Below are 16,064 nucleotides of genomic sequence, written 5' to 3' on the forward strand. Positions count from 1 at the left end.
AACCTGACCCACTTCCAGACATCGAATGTTGAAGGAAACCGGCAATGACCGTCATGAACCCCGTGAACCGCCACACCCCTCCCCGTGCCCGCAGATTGGCGCTGAGTTTTTTGTGTGCCGCCTTGAGCCTCGGCGCCTGGCAGGCTGCTACCGCCGCCGTGGCGCAGGACACGCTGATTATCGGCAAACCCGCCGACCCGCAAACCCTCGACCCCGCCGTGACGTTTGATAACAACGACTGGACCATTACCTACCCGTCCTATCAGCGTTTGGTGGGCTACAAGACCGACGGTGACAAGAGCAGCACCGAAGTCGAGGGCGACCTGGCCGAAAGCTGGACCGTGTCCCCCGACAACCTGGTATGGGAATTCAAGCTCAAGCCGGGCAACAAGTTCGATGACGGCAGCGCCGTAGACGCCGCAGCAGTGAAATTCTCGTTCGACCGTTTGATGACCCTCAAGCAAGGGCCGTCCGGTGCATTCCCGGAAGACATGGTGGTCACTGTGGTTGACCCGCAGACCATCCGCTTCACCCTGAAAACACCTTTTGCGCCGTTCCTGTACACCCTGGCCCACAACGGCGCCTCGGTGATCAACCCGCTGGTGGCGAACAAAGGCGCAGACACCAACGCCTGGCTGTCCAGCCACACCGCAGGTTCGGGCCCTTATCGTCTGGCCAACTGGCAAAAAGGCCAGTCGCTGACCCTGGAGCCAAACCCTCACTACGCCGGCCCCGCGCCTGCGTTGAAAACCGTGGTGTTGAAAATCATCGCCGAGCCTTCGGTACGTCGCTTGCAACTGGAACGTGGCGACCTCGACATTATTGAAGACATGCCCGAAGACCAGTTGGGGGCGCTGGCCAGCAAGCCAGGCATTGCAGTCAAAGAGTACCCGTCCCTGCGGGTGACCTACCTGTACCTCAACAACAAAAAAGGCCCGCTGACCAACGTTGACGCCCGCCGTGCGATCACCGAAGCGGTGGACTACAAGGGCATCGTCAGCGGCATTCTCAAGGACAAGGCCGAGCTGCTGAACGGGCCGATCCCCAAAGGCATGTGGGCGTATGACAGCTCGCTGCCGAACATGAAGCAGGACATGACGGCAGCAGCCGACAGCCTGGCCAAAGTGCCGAAAAAGATCACCAACCTGAGTTACATGTACTCGGACAAGGACGCCAACTGGGAACCGATTGGCCTGACCCTGCAAGCGGCCCTGATGCCACTGGGCATTAACCTCAAGATGGAAAAAACTGCCAACGCCACCCTGCGCGAACGTGTTGGCCAGGCCGACTATGACATCGCCGTCGGCACCTGGAGCCCTGACTTCGCCGACCCGTACATGTTCATGAACTTCTGGTTCGACTCCAAAATGCAGGGCCTGCAAGGCAACCGCTCGTTCTACAGCAACCCGCAGGTCGACACGCTGATTCGTGAAGCGGCCACCACCAGCGATCAGGCCAAGCGCGTCGAGTTGTATCAGGACGCGCAAAAGCTGGCGCTCAACGACAGTGCTTACGTGTACCTCTACCAAAAGAGCTACACCTTGCCGATGCGTGATTCGGTCAAAGGCTATGTGTTCAACCCCATGCTCGAACAGGTCTTCAACCTGGGCAGCATGAGCAAGTGAACCAGCGCTTTCGTGCACGCCGCTAAAGGCGTGCACGGTTTTCTGATATCTGTCGTTTGAGTAACAGAGGTGCCTTATGGCCTTCCTGACGTTGTTGCGCAAGCGCCTGCTTGGCCTGTTGCTGGTCGTGTTCGGTGTTTCGCTGATTACTTTTGCCATTTCCCATCTGATTCCTGGCGACCCCGCCCGACTGATTGCCGGTGACCGTGCCAGCGATGAGCTGGTAGCCGGCATCCGCCATCAACTGGGGCTGGATTTGCCGCTGTACCAACAATATGGCCGTTACTTGCTGGACCTGGTGCAGGGCGACCTCGGCACGTCGATCCGCACCAATCGCCCGGTGCTCGAAGACCTGCAGGCGTTCTTCCCGGCGACCCTGGAACTGGCGGTAGTCGCGTTGTTCCTGGCGATTGTGGTGGGCGTACCGCTGGGTGTGTTGTCGGCCGTCTATCACAACCGCGCCATCGACCAGATTGCACGGACCCTGGCGGTCACCGGGATTTCAACCCCGGCTTTCTGGCTGGGGTTGGGCGCCATCGTGCTGTTTTATGGCCATCTGGGCTGGCTGCCCGGTGGCGGGCGTCTGTCCGAAGGGCTTGCCCCGCCAACCACGATCACCGGGTTCTACCTGATTGACGCCCTGCTGGCCGGAAACTTCAGCCTGTTTATGGACGCGCTCAAACACCTCATCCTGCCCGCCGCCACACTGGGTTTCGTGACGCTGGGGGTGATCGCCCGGCAAATTCGCTCCGCCATGCTCGACCAGCTCGGCGAGGACTATATCCGCACGGCCCGCGCCTATGGCCTGTCGCGCTGGACCGTGATCCTGCGCCACGCCCTGCCCAATGCGTTGATCCCTTCGGTCACGGTGCTCGGCCTGACCCTGGGCGACCTGCTCTACGGCGCAGTGCTCACCGAGACCGTCTTCGCCTGGCCCGGCATGGGCGCCTACGTCGTCAAGTCGATCCAGTCGCTGGATTTCCCGGCGGTAATGGGTTTCGCCATTTTGGTGTCGTTTATCTATGTGTTGCTGAACATGGCCATCGATCTTCTGTATCGCGTGATCGACCCGCGTATCGGCGAGGTGAATTGAAATGTCCGTTCCTCTGACTTCCACCGCCCCCACCCCGCGCTGGCGCGAGCAAACCGCCTACTTGATCCATCAGATCCGCCGCAGCCCGCTGACCATGGCCGGTTTGGCCATCACCCTGATGGTGGTGCTGTGCATGATCTTCGCGCCGTGGCTGGCCAGCCATGACCCTAACGCCCTGAACCTCTCGGCGCGTTTGGCCGCGCCGTCTTCCGAGCACTGGTTCGGAACCGATGAAGTAGGCCGTGACCTGTTCAGCCGGGTACTGTTCGGCAGCCGTCAATCGGTCGGCGTCGGTTTGTTCGTGGCCTTTTCCGCATGCTTTATCGGCGGGCTGCTGGGCTGTTTTTCCGGGGTGATTGGCGGGCGTTTCGACGCCGTGACCATGCGCATGATGGACATCATGCTGTCGGTGCCGTCATTGGTGCTGATCATGGCCCTGGCGGCCGCTCTGGGCGCCAGCCTGTTCAATGCCATGCTGGCGATTACTCTGGTGCGGATCCCTTCTTATGTGCGATTGGCCCGCGGCCAGTCTTTGAGCATTCGCCAGATGGGCTACGTCAAGGCCGCCGAAACCTTCGGTGCCGAGCGCTGGCACATGGTCCACTGGCACGTTGCGCGCAACGCCATGCCGCCTCTGCTGGTGCAACTGAGTCTGGACATCGGCAGCGCCATTCTCATGGCCTCGGCCCTGGGCTTTATCGGCCTGGGTGCGCAACAGCCCACCGCTGAGTGGGGGGCAATGGTCGCCACCGGGCGCAATTACATTCTGGATAACTGGTGGTACTCCACCTTCCCGGGGCTGGCCATTCTGATCACGGCGACGGGCTTCAATTTGTTGGGCGATGGCGTACGCGATCTGCTCGATCCACGCCAGCAGGGGAAATAAGCATGTCTACTTGCAATCCAGTGTTGGCCATCGACAACTTGAGCCTTGAGTTCCCGGCCTACAAGAGCAGCGTCAAGGCCCTCAATGGCGTGTCGTTGCACGTCAACCCCGGCGAAATTGTGGGCGTGGTCGGCGAATCCGGGTCGGGTAAATCCGTCACCGCGATGCTCAGCATGCGCTTGCTGCCCGAGCGCAGTTACCGGATCACCTCCGGCAGCCTGAGCATGCTCAATCGCGACATGCTCAACACCCCTGAAAAAGAGCTTTTGAAGATTCGCGGCCGTGATGCGGCGATGATCTTCCAGGAGCCGATGACCGCACTCAACCCGACGCGGCGGATCGGTCGGCAAATGCTCGACGTGATCATCCATCACCAAAAAATCAGCACACAACAGGCCCGGGCCAAGGCCATCGAGCTGCTGCGTGACATGCACATCGCCAGCCCCGAGCAGGTTCTGGACAGCTACCCGTTCGAACTGTCGGGCGGCATGCGCCAGCGGGTCATGATTGCCTTGGCGTTCTCATGTGAGCCGCAGTTGCTGATCGCCGATGAACCCACCACCGCACTCGACGTCACGGTGCAACGCCAGGTGCTGCTGTTACTGCAAGAAAAGGCCCGGCAAAAAGGTACTGCCATTCTGTTGATCACCCACGACATGGCCCTGGTGTCGCAGTTCTGTGACCGGGTGTACGTGATGTACACCGGCGCGGTGGTTGAGCAAGGGCTTACCGCGGATGTGATGCGCCATCCGCGCCATCCCTACACCCGGGGATTGCTCAGCGGCTTGCCGGAAATGGTCGAGCCGGGGCAGCCCTTGATGACCATTCCCGGGCAAGTGCCGAATCTCTCGCGCCTGCCCGTCGGCTGCACGTTCGCGGAGCGATGCCAGCATGCGTTGCCGATATGCAGCGAGCGGCCGGTGTTGACCGCCATCAACCACGATGAACAACGTAAAAGCGCTTGCTGGCTACCGCATAAGGAGCTTTCGTGATGAACAGTGCAGTGTCTGAATCGGTGGCCGTGGTGCCTCACGAGATCCTTCAATTGACCGACGTGCGGGTGCGCTTCCCCGTCAGCAATGACTGGCTGGGTCGGCCCCGCGGCTATGCCCATGCCCTCAATGGCATCGACCTTCAGGTCAGGGCCGGAGAAACCCTGGGCATCGTCGGAGAGTCCGGCTGTGGCAAAAGTACCCTGGCGCAAGTGCTGATGGGCCTGGTTGCCCCCAGCAGTGGCGCGTTGAGCTGGGCCAACGGCAAAAAAGGCCAGGGCAGCAGCAATGTGCAAATTGTCTTTCAGGACCCGCAATCATCACTGAACCCGAGGTTGCCGATCTGGCGCATCATCACCGAGCCGCTTTATGCGCGCGGCATGCGCTCACGCGAACAGATGCGCGACATTGCCTCGAAAGTGGCAGCCCAGGTCGGTATCCGTCCGGAATACCTCGACCGTTTTGCCCACCAGTTCTCCGGCGGCCAGCGCCAGCGGATCGCCATTGCCAGAGCCTTGTCGTCGGACCCGGACATCATCGTGCTGGACGAGCCCACCTCTGCGCTGGACATCTCGGTGCAGGCGCAGATCCTCAACCTGCTGGCCGAGTTGCAACGGGCGCGCAATCTGACCTACATCCTGATTTCCCATAACGTCTCGGTGGTACGGCACATGTCTGACCGGGTGGCCGTGATGTACTTGGGGCAGATCGTCGAGCTGGGCAGCGCGGCGCAAGTTCTTGACCAGCCGCGCCACCCGTACACCCGCTTGCTCTTCGAAGCTGTTCCCCGCCTGGGCGTGCCATTGCGGGCCGAACAGGTGGCAGCGCCCACCGAATTGCCGGGCAACCGAAACCTTCCCCAGGGGTGTTTCTTCCGCGAACGCTGCAGCCTGAGCACCGACGGCTGCCAACAGCCGCAAGCGCTTGAGACGGGTGTCCGGTGTCATGTGCAGCAGTGAATAAAGCGCTGTAGCCAGCGTGCTCGCGGTCTTTTGATCGGGTGTTTTGAAGATCAAAAGATCGCGAGACAAGCTCGCTCCTACAGGCGAGGTGAAAGGGTTGTCAGCTGTGTAGTGCCCGCTCGTAGGCGGCCAGCACAGCTTCGTGCATGGCTTCGGACATGGTCGGGTGCGGCAGGATGCTGTCGATCAGTTCCGCTTCGGTGGTCTCAAGCCCGCGGGCGATGACGTAGCTCTGGATCATTTCGGTGACTTCTTCACCCACCATGTGTGCGCCCAACAGTTCGCCGCTGTCGGCGTCAAAGATGACTTTGACGAAACCTTCGGTGGCGCCCATGGCGATGGCCTTGCCGTTGGCTACAAAGGGGAATTTACCGACGTTAAGCGCTTTGCCGGCCGCGCGTGCCTGGGCTTCGGTATAGCCCACGCTGGCCACTTGCGGGTGGCTGTAGGTGCACGCGGGCACGCTGAGCGGGTTCAACGGATGCGGGGTTTTCCCGGCGATTTTCTCTACGCAGATCACCGCTTCGTGGCTGGCCTTGTGCGCCAGCCACGGTGCCCCGGCAAGGTCGCCAATGGCGTACACGCCCGGTTCGTCGGTGCGGCAGTATTCATCAACCTGCACATGGCTGCGCTCGACCTTGACCCGAGTCCCTTCGAGCCCAAGGTCTTCAACGTTGCCCACAATCCCGGCTGCCACCAGCACCACATCGGCCTGTAACGCCTCTTGGCGCTTGCCTTGCAGTTGCACCTGGACGCTGCCCTGCTGGACGTGGCTGCTTTTGACTGCACAACCGGTATACAGGTGGATGCCTTCACGGGTCAGCGACTGAGCCACGTGGGCGCTGATGTCCTGGTCTTCGACCGGCAGGATGCGCTCGGCCATCTCCACCACGCTGACGTGGGCACCCAGGGCGTGGTAGAAGCTGGCGAACTCGATGCCGATGGCGCCGCCACCAATGATCACCAAACGCTTGGGTATGCTTTTTGGCACCAGCGCTTCGCGGTAGGTCCAGAAGTGTTGGTCGTCTGGCTCCATGCCCGGTAGCACGCGGGCCCGTGCGCCGGTGGCAAGGATGATGTGCGCCGCACTCAGCTGTTGTTCGCCCTGCTCGCCTGTCACGCTCAGCCGCTGCGGGCCATTAAGCCGTCCATGACCGTTGAAGACCTGGACACGGTGTTTTTTCATCAGCCCGCTGACGCCGCGCTGCAACTGCGCCGCCACGTCGCGGGAACGTTTGACGATGGCCTCCAGGTCCGGTTTGGCCTGGCCCACGTCAATGCCAAAGCCTTTGGCATTGCGGATCAGGCGCAAGACGTCGGCGCTGCGCAACAAGGCTTTGGTGGGGATGCAGCCCCAGTTCAGGCAGATCCCGCCCAAGTGGGCCTTTTCGACCAGCGCCGTGCGCAGGCCCAACTGGCTGGCCCGGATCGCCGCGACGTAACCGCCGGGGCCGCCGCCCACCACGATCACGTCAAAAGTGTTATTGCTCATGGGGACTCCCTCAAATCAGCATGCCCAGCGGGTTTTCCATCAGGCCCTTGAACACGGCCAGCCATTGCGCCGCCAGCGCGCCATCCACGGCGCGGTGGTCCACCGACAAGGTGCAACGCATGACCGCGCCGGCTTTCAGCTCGCCGTCTTCAACCACCGGCTTCTGCTGGGTCGCGCCCACGGCCAGAATCGCTGCATGAGGCGGGTTGATAATGGCGCTGAATTGCTCGACACCGAACATGCCCAGGTTGCTGATGGTGAAACTGCCGCCCTGATATTCCTCGGGCCGCAGGCGTCCGTCACGGGCACGCCCGGCCAGTTCGGCGACATCGGCGCTGATCTGCGACAAGGCTTTGCCGCCCGCGTTGCGCACTACCGGGGTAATCAGCCCGGTGTCCGTGGACACCGCCACGCACACATCGACCTCGTGGTACTGGCGCAGCGCAGTGTCGGTCCAGGTCACGTTCATGGCCGGTACCTGGCGCAAGGCCACGGCCACGGCCTTGACGATAAAGTCGTTGATCGAGATTTTGCGCGGCGCGCTCTGGTTGACTTGCTCACGCAAGGCCAGCAAGCGCTCCATGCGAATCTCGACGTCCAGGTAAAAATGCGGGACCGTGGCCTTGCTCTCTACCAGGCGCCGGGCAATGGTTTTGCGCATGCCGCTGTGGGGGATTTCATCAAAGCCCGGGCCGCTGACCGCTGCTGCAACCACCGGCGCAGGTGCTACGGGGGCGGCGCTGGCGGCTTCGACGTCGCGCTTGACGATACGGCCGTTGGGGCCGCTGCCTTTAAGGCTCGCCAGGTCCAACCCTTTGGCGGCCGCCAGACGGCGCGCCAAGGGGCTGGCAAAGACCCGACCCGTTTGCGCTGGCTGCGCAGCGACAGGCGCAGGTACGACAGGCGCCTCATCGGCTACCGGCGCGGGTGCAGCCTGTGGCGCGCCCGCCTTGGCCAGCAACGCGGCAATGTCGACGTTGTTTTCACCCTTGGCAAACAACACACCGATGGGCGAGCCCACTTCCACTTCGCGGCCCGCCTCGACGAGGATTTTACCCAGCACGCCCTCTTCTTCAGCGGCCAGTTCTACCAGGGCTTTTTCAGTTTCGATCTCGGCAATGCAATCGCCCACGGCAATTGTTTCGCCTTCTTTGATGGCCCAATTCTGGATGGCGGCGTGGGTCGCGTTGGCCGACACCTCGGGCATGTGCAAGAGCTTGGCCATCAGGCACTCCGGTGGTTGAAAAGGTCAGGACGGTAGGCGGCGATGTCGGCGTACTCGACCAACTCCAGCACGTTGCCTTCCGGATCGCGGCAAAACAGCGCTTTCACCTCGGGACGCAGCTGGATCGCCTCGTCACCGGCGAAAAAGCTCGCACCGGCGCGCTTCAAGTCAGCGACCAGACTGGCGATGTCTTCGACGATAAAGGTCAGGTAACTGGCGTTCTGGCGGTCGAGGATCAACCCGTCGACATGCCGGGTGGGCGTGCGCTCCGGGGCAAGCAATTTGATCCGCTCGCCGTAAGGCGTCTGCAAGCGCACCACGCTGTAACCGCCCTCGCTCAGCCCCACGCGTTGCGCAGCGGCGGCGGGCATTTGCACCTGGGCGACAAAGGTAAAGCCCAGCACGTCCTGATAAAACCGGCTGAGGGCCGGCAAGTCGACGCAGCAAATACCGACTTCCATTGGAACCAGCATGTTGACGCTCATGGACGTGCTCCTTTTTCGCGGATGACCTGTTGCAGGCCTTCAACCACTTCTTCGGTGCGGGCACTGGCGGCACGCTCCAGAACTTTGGAAATACTCGGCGAGCCTTCGCCACCGGTGACCCGCTGAATCGGCTGGTCGAGCCAGTCGAAGCAACGACGTTGCAGTTCGTCTGCCAGCCAACCACCGTAGGAAGTGCCACGGGCGCCCTGCTCGACAATCAGCACGTTGTTGGTCTTGCGGATACTCGCCTCTACCGTGGCCCAGTCAAAACTGGCGCGGTCGAGAAACCGCAGGTCGATGACTTCGGCGTCGATGCCGGTCTGCTCGACGGCTTCCAGGGAATGCCCGACCATGCTCAGGTAGGTCAGGATGGTCAGCTCGCGGCCTTCGCGGCGAATGGCGGCGGTACCAAACGGGATCTGGTAGTCCAGGTCGTCAGTCGGCACTTCACCGGTCTGGCTGTACAAGTCGACATGTTCGATCACCAGCACCGGGTCTTTGCAGGCCAGCGCGGTGTTCATCAGGCCGATGTAGTCAAACGGCGTCGACGCGGCGACGATGCGCCAGCCGGGGCTGGTCACGTAAATGCCTGCCGGGTCCATGGAGTGCTGCGAGCCGTAGCCGGTGCCCATGGCGATTTTGGTGCGCAGTACCAAGGGCACGTCGCTTTGCCCGCCGAACATGTGCCGGGCCTTGCCGATCTGGTTGAACACCTGGTCGGCGGCCACCCACATAAAGTCCGGGTACATGAACTCCACCACGGGTTTAAAGCGACCATCGAGGGCCATCCCGCCGCCGAGGCCGCAGAAGGCGTTTTCGCTGATGGGCGTGCCGAGAATCCGCTCCGGGAAACGCTCTTTCAAGCCACGGGTGGCGCCGTTGGTGCCGCCCTTGAGGCGATGTACGTCTTCGCCCATGACCACGATGCTGTCGTCGGTTTCCATGCGCCGGTTCATCACATCGGCAATCGCGTCGATGAATTTGCGTTTTTCCAGGGTGCCGCTGTAGCTCGCTTGCTCGCAGGTGCGGGCATCGGACAGCTCGCTGAGGTCGCCACGAATGCCCACGTCACGAAAGTCCGCTGCTGGCCACAGCTCGGGGCGAATCCGCCGTTTGCCCGGCTTGCCGGACGGGTCCGCTTCAAGCAACTGGGCCGCGGCTTCAGCCATGGCCGCCTTGATGGTTTCACGCAGCGCGGTCAGACCGGCATCGTCGATCAGCGCGCGTTTTTTCATTTCAGTGGCCAGGCGGTCCAGCGGGTCACGGGCACGCCAGTGTTGCTCTTCCTCTTTGCTGCGATAACCGAAGGCGCTACCGGGGAACGGACCATTCTGGTGGAAGAAACGGTACACGTCGGCTTCGATCACGGTCGGGCCATTGCCGGCACGCATGTGCGCCAGCGCTTGTTGCATGGCCAGGTACACCGCCAGCGGGTCCATGCCGTCGACTTTCCAGCTCGGGATATTAAAGCCCAGGCCGCGGGCCGAAAGGCGCGGTTCGGCGGTGGCTTCGTCTACCGTGGTCGACACGGCGTAGAGGTTGTTCTCGATAAAGAAGCACAGCGGCAATTTCCAGGCCGCCGCCAGGTTCATGGTTTCCAGCACCGAACCGATGTTGACCGCGCCGTCACCGAAATAGGTGACCGCCACGGTGTCGGTCTGCGCATGCCGGTGGGCCCAGGCCGCGCCCGCCGCCAACGGTACACCGCCGCCAACGATCGCGTTGGTGCCCAGGGCGCCCGCCTCGGCCCATTGCAGGTGCATGGAGCCGCCCCGACCTTTGCAGAAGCCTTGGGCCAGGCCGAGGATTTCTGCCAGGGTGCGTTGCAGCAAATTCTGGATCGACGGGTTGATCGGCGCTTTCGGGTCAATGCCCTCGGGCATCAGGTACACCAGCGCCTTGGCCAGAAACTGGTGGTGGCCACGGTGTGAACCGTTGACTTCATCTGCTGCGCCCAGCGGCACGATCGAACCGACCGCGCCGCCTTCCTGGCCGATGCTGGAGTGCGCCGGACCGTGCACCAGGCCTTCTCCAGCCAATTCCAGTACGGTTTCTTCAAAAGCCCGGATCAGGTGCAACTGGCTGAGCATGGTGCCCAGCAGCGCGGGGTCGGCCTGCTTCCAGTCGGCGTCGGTGGTACTCAGCTCGACCCACGGCGATGCCGGCGACAAGGCAACACTATTCGGCATGTTTACTTCTCCACAAAGAACTCAAAGCGACCGGCCCCTGCGGGCCGGCACAACGAAGGAAAGCTAGAAACCGTTAGCGGTCCAGCCGCCGTCCGAGACGTAGATTTGCCCGGTAATGAAGGTCGCGCTGCCAGAGGCCAGAAACAGCGCCAGCTCGGCCATTTCGCCCGGTTCACCCAGGCGGTGCAGCGGCGTGCGCTTGCTCAGGGCGTCAACGTCCAGACGGCCTGCGCGTTGCAGCTCATCGACCAGCGGAGTGCGGGTGTAACCAGGCCCGATGGCGTTGACGCGGATACCGTGGCGCGCCCACTCGACGGCCAGGCATTTGGTCATGGACACCACCGCCGCTTTGGTCGAGCAGTACGCGGTGCGCTCTGCGGAGTGCGACACGCCCCACATCGACGAGGTATTGATGATCACGCCCGCTTGCTGCTCGATCATGTGCCGGGCAGCCGCCTGGGCGCAGATGAACACGCTGCTGAAGTTGATCTCTACGGCCCGGCGCCATTCGACCGGGGTGATGTCGAGGGACGGCTTGTTGATGGAAACACCGGCGTTGTTGAGCAGCACGTCAATGCGCCCGAAGCACGCCTTGGCGTGAGCAAAGGCTGCGTCAATGGCGTCTTCGTCAGTTACCGACGCCTCAAAGCATTCAACCCGGGTCTCAGGGAATTCTTGCTGGAGCTCGCCCTTGGCATCGGCCATGGCCTGAGCGTTGATATCGATCAGCAGCAAATGTGCGCCGTTGCGCGCAAAGCCTTTGGCGAGGGCCAGACCAATGCCGCTGCCGCCGCCGGTGACCACCACCACTTTGTCCTGGATGCCGGCATAGGCGCTGTGCTGGAAAACAGGTGCAGAACTATCTGAATGGGACATGAGGTTCTCACTTATTTTTATAGCTGGTCATACATTTAAATTAACTTGTCAGACCAGTGACGAAAAACTAACCCGCAGTAAGGGCTCTGTCAAAGGAAATTGTTACCGGATCAGTCAACTTGCCGATCAAAACAGCGCGAGGCTGTAGCTGACGATCAGGCGGTTATCGTCCACTGACGGGCCGAAACTGGAGCGCACCATGGCGTTTCTCCAGCGCAGGCCAAGGTTTTTCAGAGGGCCGCTCTGGATCACGTACGACACGTCAAAATCGCGCTCCCATTCCTTGCCGGTGTTGCTGCCCGCCACCAGCACATTGTCGCCACTGACGTAACGCACAAAGGTGGTCAGCCCCGGGATGCCCATGGCGACAAAGTTGTAGTCGTAACGCAGTTGCCAGGCTTTTTCCTGGGCGGAGGCGAAATTGCGCACCTGAACATCGCTGGGCAACACAGTGGTGGTCGGGCTGAGCCAGATGGTCCCGTCGTCGCCATACATGCGCTGCCAGGCAGCCATCACCGTGTGCCCGCCATGGGCGGCGCTGAGGGTGGTGAAGAACGAGCGGTTGTCGATTTTGCCGGCCTTGGCATCGCCCTGCTCTTCTGAGTCGAGCAAGCCGATATTGGTGCCCAGGGTCCAGTCGCCCACGGGTTGTTTGTGGGTGAACTGGATAAAGCGCTGCCGGTAAATGTCCTCCAGCTCAGCGCCCCACAGGCCAACCATGGTGCGCTCCTGGTTGAAGCGGTATTCACCGCCCAAATAGTTGTAACGGTCAGAGGTGGCGAAGGCGCGGCCATCGATAAACATGTCTTCGCGGTTGCTGGAATTACGCTGGGTGAAGGAGCGCATCTGCCCGGCATTCAGGGTCAGGCCGGTGATTTCTTTGGAGGTCAGCATCGCCCCCTGAAACGTCTGCGGCAGCAGGCGCGCGTCGTTGTATTGGAGGATCGGCAGGCTGGGCAGCAATTCACCGACTTTCAGTTCGGTCTTCGACATCTTTAATTTCAGCGCCGCGCCCAGGCTGGAAAAGTCATCCGCCGAGCCTTTGCCGTCGGCAGGCAGCAACAGCGTGCCCGCACGCCCACCACCACTGTCGAGCTTGACCCCGAGGCGGCCGATCAGGTCTACGCCTACCCCCACAAACCCTTGGGTGTAGCCAGACTGCGCATTGAGCAGAAAGCCCTGCGCCCATTCCTCGCTCTTGGCTTGGCTGGCGTTGCTGTCACGAAAGTCGCGATTGAAGTAGAAGTTGCGCATCAGCACGTTGGCCGTGGCGTCCTCGATAAAGCCATGCTCCTGCGCCAGAACCAGGCCCGGCAAGGTGCTCAGCAACAGCAGGGGTTGTGCGGCGATGTATTTATTCAGGTTCATTTTTATTGTTTTTCCTGTTGGATTTAAGACGCAGAAACCCCTGGCGAACGCGTGTCTCGCCATACCGTCGGGGGGAATTGGCAGGCGAACCTGCCGGGTTGAATGTTGCGGCTGGCGCTCTAGACCGCCAGCCACTCCTTCATCAAATCGGGGTCGTCGGTCAGCGCTTGCGGCGTGCCTTCAAAAACAATCTGCCCGTGGCCCATCACGCAAACCCGCGAGGACACCTTCAGGGCGATGGTCAGCTTTTGTTCCACCAGCAGGATCGACACCCCGCGGTGGTGGATGTCGCGAATGGCCTCTGCCACCACCGCCACGATCTTCGGCGCCAGGCCTTCAGTGGGCTCATCGATCAGCAGCACTTTCGGGCAACCCAGCAGCGAACGGCACAAGGTAAGCATTTGCTGCTCGCCGCCCGAGAGGTTGCCCGCGCCGGTGTTGCGGCGCTCCCGCAGCCTCGGGAAAAACTCGAACATCTGCTCGACCGTCCAGGCCGTGGCGCCCGGCGTCGGCTCTTGCTGGCCCATGCGCAGGTTTTCTTCGACGCTGAGGTTGGCAAACACTTCGCGCTCTTCCGGGACAAAACCGACCCCGGCCCGGCTGACCCGATACGGCCTGAGCCCGGTCAATTCACGGCCTGCCAGCTGGATGCTGCCCGCGCTGGCAGGCACCAGGCCCATCACCGCTTTCATGGTGGTGGAGCGCCCGGCGCCATTGCGCCCCAGCAAGCTGACCACTTCGTTGTGGCCGATGTTGAGGTTGACCCCGTGCAGCACGTGGCTCTTGCCGTAATGCACATGCAGGTCGCTGATCGACAGCAGGTTTTGCGGGGTCGCACTCATGCGCATTGCTCCTCACCCAGATAGGCTTCCTGTACCCGGCGATCTGCACGGATTTCATCCGGCGTACCGGTGGCGATGACCTGGCCGTACACCAGCACGCTGATGCGGTCGCACAGCGAAAACACCACGTCCATGTCGTGCTCGACAATCAGCAAAGATCGGCCTTGGGTCACCTCACGAATCAACTGCAAGGCGTAGTCGGTTTCTTCGTGAGACATGCCTGCCATGGGCTCGTCGAGCAGGATCACCCGCGGGTCACTGGCCAGGGTCATGCCGATTTCCAGTGCACGCTGCTCGGAGTAAGACAGCTGCGCCGCGCACACGCTTTGCTTGTCTTGCAGGCGCACTTGCTCCAGCAGCTTTTCGGTCTGCTCGCGCACCTCGGGGTAACGCTGGACCGAGCGCCAGAAGTGGTACTGCATGTGGTGCTTGCGCATGACCGCAATGCGCAGGTTTTCGAACACCGTCAGCCCCGGAAAAATGTTGGTGATCTGAAACGAGCGCGACAGACCCAAATGGTTGATGTGCTCCGGCGAGCGCCCCTGAATCGGCGTATCGCCCAGCACGATCTTGCCGCTGGTGGGCTGCAACTGCCCGGAGATCAAGTGGAACAACGTCGACTTGCCCGCGCCGTTGGGACCAATCACCGCATGCCGCTCGCCGTCGCGCAGTTCAAGCTCTGCGCCGCGAATGATGTGGGCCTCGCCAAAGGATTTGTGCACGTCGTGTAACTGCAAAATCGCGCGGCTCATGGGGCATCTCCTTCGGCTTGCAGCGTGAGTGCGGCAGGTTTGGACCCGCGTTCATCGTCTAGCAGGCGCAGCCATTGGCGCCGTGCCAGTTTGAGCATCAACAGCCCGGCCAGGCACAGCAGCAGCGGCATGGCCCAGGTCAGTGGCGAACCAGGTAACCAGTCGCGGCCAAACAGGCTGATGGCGGGCCACGGCTGACCGGCAATCAGCAGCGCCTGGTAATCCTGGCTGAACACCCGTTGCAAGGTTTCGATGGCAAACACCACGGCCAGGCTCACCAGCGCAGCCGTCAGCAACGCCGTCACGGCAGCCGGGATCACCGCCAGCCAGCCGTTGCGCCGGATCTGCGCACTCCAGGCCAGCACCAGCCCGGCCAGACCGCTGGGCATAAACATCATCACCAGCACGAACAACAGCCCCTGATACAGCAACCAGGATTGGGTGAGGTCGGAGGCGGCGTTGCCAAAAAAGGTCATCAAGGCCGCGCCCAGAACCGGTCCGAGGAACACGTTGACCCCGCCGATGTAGGTGTTGAGGACCACCTCGGCGGAATAGTGCATATCGAACAGCACGTAGTTGGCCGACTCCAGGTTCAGGGCCTGCAAGCCGCCGGCGATCCCGGAAAACATCGCTGACAGAGCAAACACCAGCACCCGCAAACGGTGCACGTTGTAGCCGAGAAATTGCAGCCGGTGGCCGTTCTCGCGCAGGGCGAAAGTCAGGCGGCCCATGGGCGTCAGGGTGAAGGCGTAGAGCAAGGCAATCGACATCACCACCCACACCAGGGTCAGGTAATAGACTTGGGTCGCATCGCCAAAATCCAGGCCCCACGCCGGGCTGCGCATGGACGAAATACCCGCTTCACCGCCAAACAGCGCGCTCAGGTGCGGAGCCAGCGAGTGCAGCAACTCGGCCAGCGCCAGGGTGATCATCGAGAAGTACACACCAGCACGTTTGGTCGCGAACCAGCCCGCGCACACCCCGCAGATAAAACCACCCAGGGCGCCGATCAGCGGCAGCAAAGGTGTTGGCAGCAGGCCATGACCATTTAGCGCGTTCATCGCGTGCAGCGTGGCAAACGAGCCGACGCCAAAGTACGCCGCGTGGCCAAACGAAAGCATGCCGCCCTGCCCGCACAGCAGGTTAAAGGCACAGGCAAACAAGGCCGCGATCAGCATTTGAATGGCCGCGTTGACCATCGACGCCGGTACAACAGCGGGCACCACAACGAGTGCCAGCAGCAAGACCAGCAGCAGGATTTTTGTGAGTTTCATGGT

At 61.8% G+C, this 16,064-nt stretch carries 14 protein-coding genes; 5 read left to right on the top strand and 9 right to left on the bottom strand.

The window, feature by feature from the left end; genetic code table 11:
- The first annotated feature begins 53 nt into the window (after positions 1 to 53).
- From ACJJU9_RS14805 to ACJJU9_RS14825, 5 genes are all read left to right on the top strand, one after another.
- Positions 54 to 1,625 (top strand): ABC transporter substrate-binding protein, encoded by a 1,572-nt coding sequence (locus tag ACJJU9_RS14805; protein ID WP_048369392.1) that lies wholly within the window; start codon positions 54 to 56, stop codon positions 1,623 to 1,625.
- 76 nt (positions 1,626 to 1,701) lie between these two features.
- Complete coding sequence (locus tag ACJJU9_RS14810) at positions 1,702 to 2,718, top strand: ABC transporter permease (RefSeq protein ID WP_153333999.1); 1,017 nt, start codon at positions 1,702 to 1,704, stop codon at positions 2,716 to 2,718.
- Position 2,719: 1 nt separating this feature from the next.
- Complete coding sequence (gene ddpC / locus ACJJU9_RS14815) at positions 2,720 to 3,604, top strand: D,D-dipeptide ABC transporter permease (protein ID WP_407728864.1); 885 nt, start codon at positions 2,720 to 2,722, stop codon at positions 3,602 to 3,604.
- A gap of 2 nt (positions 3,605 to 3,606) precedes the next feature.
- Entirely contained in the window at positions 3,607 to 4,596 is a 990-nt protein-coding gene (locus tag ACJJU9_RS14820; protein ID WP_048386941.1) for an ABC transporter ATP-binding protein, read from the top strand.
- The gene (locus tag ACJJU9_RS14825; RefSeq protein ID WP_407728865.1) at positions 4,596 to 5,555 is read left to right on the top strand and encodes an oligopeptide/dipeptide ABC transporter ATP-binding protein; all 960 of its coding nucleotides are present in this window, start codon (positions 4,596 to 4,598) and stop codon (positions 5,553 to 5,555) included. Before ACJJU9_RS14820 ends, ACJJU9_RS14825 begins: the two co-directional genes overlap by 1 nt.
- A 103-nt stretch (positions 5,556 to 5,658) precedes the next feature.
- Here the strand turns inward: ACJJU9_RS14825 and lpdA are convergent, their stop codons facing one another.
- The 9 genes from lpdA to ACJJU9_RS14870 all read right to left on the bottom strand — a co-directional run bounded on the left by lpdA (position 5,659) and on the right by ACJJU9_RS14870 (position 16,061).
- Positions 5,659 to 7,050: a dihydrolipoyl dehydrogenase gene (lpdA, locus tag ACJJU9_RS14830; RefSeq protein WP_407728866.1), complete on the bottom strand. Its 1,392-nt coding sequence runs from the start codon at positions 7,048 to 7,050 to the stop codon at positions 5,659 to 5,661.
- A gap of 10 nt (positions 7,051 to 7,060) precedes the next feature.
- Entirely contained in the window at positions 7,061 to 8,275 is a 1,215-nt protein-coding gene (locus tag ACJJU9_RS14835; protein ID WP_407728867.1) for a pyruvate dehydrogenase complex dihydrolipoamide acetyltransferase, read from the bottom strand.
- On the bottom strand, positions 8,275 to 8,760 hold the full coding sequence (locus ACJJU9_RS14840; RefSeq protein WP_153328603.1) for a VOC family protein: 486 nt from the start codon (positions 8,758 to 8,760) through the stop codon (positions 8,275 to 8,277). Before ACJJU9_RS14840 ends, ACJJU9_RS14835 begins: the two co-directional genes overlap by 1 nt.
- Positions 8,757 to 10,949, bottom strand: a complete 2,193-nt coding sequence (locus tag ACJJU9_RS14845; protein WP_407728868.1) for a thiamine pyrophosphate-dependent enzyme — start codon at positions 10,947 to 10,949, stop codon at positions 8,757 to 8,759. The genes ACJJU9_RS14840 and ACJJU9_RS14845 overlap by 4 nt, the downstream gene beginning before the upstream one ends.
- Before the next feature lie 63 nt (positions 10,950 to 11,012).
- Positions 11,013 to 11,825, bottom strand: a complete 813-nt coding sequence (locus ACJJU9_RS14850; RefSeq protein WP_153333741.1) for an SDR family NAD(P)-dependent oxidoreductase — start codon at positions 11,823 to 11,825, stop codon at positions 11,013 to 11,015.
- A 126-nt stretch (positions 11,826 to 11,951) separates the two neighbouring features.
- Positions 11,952 to 13,193: an OprD family porin gene (locus ACJJU9_RS14855; protein ID WP_048386926.1), complete on the bottom strand. Its 1,242-nt coding sequence runs from the start codon at positions 13,191 to 13,193 to the stop codon at positions 11,952 to 11,954.
- Between the two features lie 119 nt (positions 13,194 to 13,312).
- Positions 13,313 to 14,035: an ABC transporter ATP-binding protein gene (locus ACJJU9_RS14860; RefSeq protein WP_048369282.1), complete on the bottom strand. Its 723-nt coding sequence runs from the start codon at positions 14,033 to 14,035 to the stop codon at positions 13,313 to 13,315.
- On the bottom strand, positions 14,032 to 14,787 hold the full coding sequence (locus tag ACJJU9_RS14865; protein WP_278937658.1) for an ABC transporter ATP-binding protein: 756 nt from the start codon (positions 14,785 to 14,787) through the stop codon (positions 14,032 to 14,034). Before ACJJU9_RS14865 ends, ACJJU9_RS14860 begins: the two co-directional genes overlap by 4 nt.
- Positions 14,784 to 16,061, bottom strand: a complete 1,278-nt coding sequence (locus ACJJU9_RS14870) for a branched-chain amino acid ABC transporter permease (protein WP_407728869.1) — start codon at positions 16,059 to 16,061, stop codon at positions 14,784 to 14,786. The genes ACJJU9_RS14865 and ACJJU9_RS14870 overlap by 4 nt, the downstream gene beginning before the upstream one ends.
- Between the last annotated feature and the right edge of the window lie 3 nt (positions 16,062 to 16,064).

Origin of the sequence: Pseudomonas helleri (assembly GCF_045830615.1) — a bacterium.
GTDB lineage: Bacteria > Pseudomonadota > Gammaproteobacteria > Pseudomonadales > Pseudomonadaceae > Aquipseudomonas > Aquipseudomonas helleri.